The organism is Xanthomonas sp. SHU 199 (assembly GCF_000364665.1).
Lineage (GTDB): Bacteria > Pseudomonadota > Gammaproteobacteria > Xanthomonadales > Xanthomonadaceae > Xanthomonas_A > Xanthomonas_A sontii.
Window position 1 is genome coordinate 1 of sequence record NZ_AQOI01000094.1, and the last position, 2,685, is coordinate 2,685.

A 2,685-nucleotide genomic window follows, 5' to 3' on the forward strand; every position below is an offset into this window, starting at 1 on the left:
TGCCGCGTGCGGCGCCCGCGGCAGGTACGCGCCGGGTCGGGCTGCGCCTGCCCGACCGCCTGCAGATCGCCCTGCTGCGCGCCTCCGGCCTCAATCCCAACGATCCGGCCACGCAGGCGCTGATGGCGACCTGGCCGCTGGACGAACTGCGCGGCAATGCGGCGGCCAAGCGTGCGCTGTGGCCGCAGTTGCGCGCGCTGCGCAAGCGGGCGCCGCGATGAGCGCACTGGGGTCGGCATCGGCGCCCACGGCCACGCTGCGCGCCTTGCGCGAGGCCGATCTGGACGCGGTGATGGAGATCGAGCGCCGCGCCTATCCGTTCCCCTGGACCCGCGGCATCTTCCGCGACTGCCTGCAGGCCGGTTATCCGGGCTGGGTGCTGGTGGAGGAGGGCACGATCGTCGGCTACGGGGTGATCAGCGTCGCCGCCGACGAGGCGCACATCCTCAACGTCTGCGTGGCGCCGGAGCGGCAATCGCGCGGCTACGGCCGGCTGCTGCTGCGCGCGCTGATCAAGTACGGCGTCGATCTCGGCGCGCGCCGGGTGTTCCTGGAAGTGCGGCCGTCCAATCCCAATGCGATCGCCCTGTACCACAGCGAAGGCTTCAACGAGATCGGCCGCCGCCCGCGCTACTACCCGGCCGCGAACGGCCGTGAGGACGCGCTGGTGATGGCGATCGAGCTGTTCTTCGACGGCATGTCCTGAGCCTCTGCGCGTCCGCCACGGGCGGCGTGCGGTTTCGTTCGAGTGCTGCCGCCTGGATGCGGAAGGCGTTGGCGCAAGCGCCGGTGTAGGTGGTACCGGCCTACTCCCGGCCGGCGCGGCGGCGCTGTGCCGCATGCGCGCCGCAACCTGATCCTGGCGATGCCGCTGCAGGCGGTTTGCGATGGTGCCGGCAGTGTTCGTTGTGGCAATCGCACCTGCGTGCTGCGTGTCGATGGGCGAGGCCCGGCGGCTGCCACCTGCCGTTTGCGGCTTTCGGTGTTTTTGCGCTGTCGCAGGCGGCTTCCGCAATGTCGCCTTCTGTCGGTGGGACAGCGTTGTTGTCCCGCAGCGATGGTGCCGCGTCGCCCTGGCGCGCGCAGGCGATTCGTGCGACGTGGTTCACACATCGTGCGGTTGGATCGCGCGTTTCTCCAACGCCTCTTTACACGTGCCACGCGCTGCCTACAGTGCGCGCCTCTTCGGCGCCTGCCTCCCACGAAGGCATGACCCGCAGTTGTCCGAGGGGACAGCGATCGCGCAGGCGTCGCCGTGCATTCCGCTGCTGCGGAGCGCGCGCGCCTGCGTCCAAACCACGCACGCTCACGAGGTTTCCAGGATGACCACGCAGTCCCTCATCGCTTCATCGCCGCGCTCGCCGCTGCGCACGTTCGGCCTGGCCCTGTGCCTGGCCGGCCTGGCCGGCGCCGCCCATGCCGACGCCAGCCTGGAGGTCGCCAGCACCGGCTGGGCCACGCAGAACGGCGGCACCAAGGGCGGTTCCAAGGCCGCCGCGGCCGACGTCTACAGCGTCAGCACCGCGGCACAGCTGAAGGCCGCGCTGAAGGCCAGTGCCGGCAGCAACGGCCGCATCATCAAGGTCAACGGCATCATCGACATCAGCGAAGGCACGCCGTACAGCACCACCGCGGACATGAAGAGCCGCGCGCGCCTGGATGTGCCCACCAAGACCACACTGATCGGCGTCGGCAGCAACGCCGAGATCCGCGAGGGCTACTTCTACGTCAAGGCCAACGACGTGATCGTGCGCAACCTGACCATCGAGAATCCATGGGATCCGCAACCGGTGTGGGATCCGAACGACGGCAGCGCCGGCAACTGGAATTCCGAATACGACGGCATGACCATCGAGGGCGCCAGCAACGTGTGGGTGGACCACGTGACCTTCACCGACGGCCGCCGCACCGACGACCAGAACGGCACCGCCAACGGCCGCCCCAAGCAGCACCACGACGGCGCGCTGGACATCAAGAAAGGCGCCAACTACGTCACCGTGTCGTACTCGGTGTTCAAGTCGCACGAGAAGAACAACCTGATCGGCTCCAGCGACAGCGCCTCCAGCACCGACAGCGGCAAGCTCAAGGTGACCATCCACAACACCCTGTTCGAGAACATCTCCGCGCGCGCGCCGCGGGTGCGCTTCGGCCAGGTGCACCTGTACAACAACTACCACGTGGGCAGCACCAGCAATGCGGTGTATCCGTTCTCCTACGCGCACGGCGTCGGCAAGGAATCGAAGATCTTCTCCGAGAACAACGTCTTCGACATCAGCGGCGTGAGCAGCTGCGACAAGATCGCGGCCGACTACGGCGGCAGCGTCTACCGCGATTTCGGCTCGCTGCTCAACGGCCAGGCGCTGAACTGTTCCTGGAACAACAACATCGGCTGGACCCCGCCGTACACCTATTCGCTGTTGCCGGCGAACAAGGTGGCGGCGGACGTCAAGGCCAAGGCCGGCGCCGGGAAGCTCTGAGGGATCGCTACGCCGCCGCCTGGAAGGCCGGGCGGCGGTGTGCGTGTTGCGCGGAATGCCAGTGCTCGGGCGCAGAGCGGCTTTTAACGTTGGCCGCGCTCGTCGCAGGTGCGTTGTGGGAGCCACCTGAGGGAGCGACTTCAGGGCACCTCGAACAACCTGCCACGACCTTGAGCCAGGGGGTAGCATCTGTCGCAACGGCACCAGA

2 protein-coding genes and 1 pseudogene are annotated in these 2,685 nt (G+C 68.0%); all 3 read left to right on the plus strand.

The features are described 5' to 3' along the window. Positions 1–221: pseudogene (locus D183_RS0104410) on the plus strand (alanine acetyltransferase); the annotation flags it as partial. Next, the gene (gene rimI / locus D183_RS0104415) at positions 218–706 is read left to right on the plus strand and encodes a ribosomal protein S18-alanine N-acetyltransferase (protein ID WP_017907927.1); all 489 of its coding nucleotides are present in this window, start codon (positions 218–220) and stop codon (positions 704–706) included. The pseudogene D183_RS0104410 and the gene rimI, both read left to right, overlap by 4 nt. Positions 707–1,322: 616 nt before the next feature. Beyond that, the gene (locus D183_RS0104420) at positions 1,323–2,477 is read left to right on the plus strand and encodes a pectate lyase family protein (RefSeq protein ID WP_017907928.1); all 1,155 of its coding nucleotides are present in this window, start codon (positions 1,323–1,325) and stop codon (positions 2,475–2,477) included. Positions 2,478–2,685: the final 208 nt, after the last annotated feature.

What these genes read in the sequence shown, in the direction of transcription:
- rimI (WP_017907927.1), top strand. Translation starts at nt 218, where the DNA reads ATGAGCGCACTGGGGTCGGCATCGGCGCCCACGGCCACGCTGCGCGCC.
- D183_RS0104420 (WP_017907928.1), top strand. Translation starts at nt 1,323, where the DNA reads ATGACCACGCAGTCCCTCATCGCTTCATCGCCGCGCTCGCCGCTGCGC.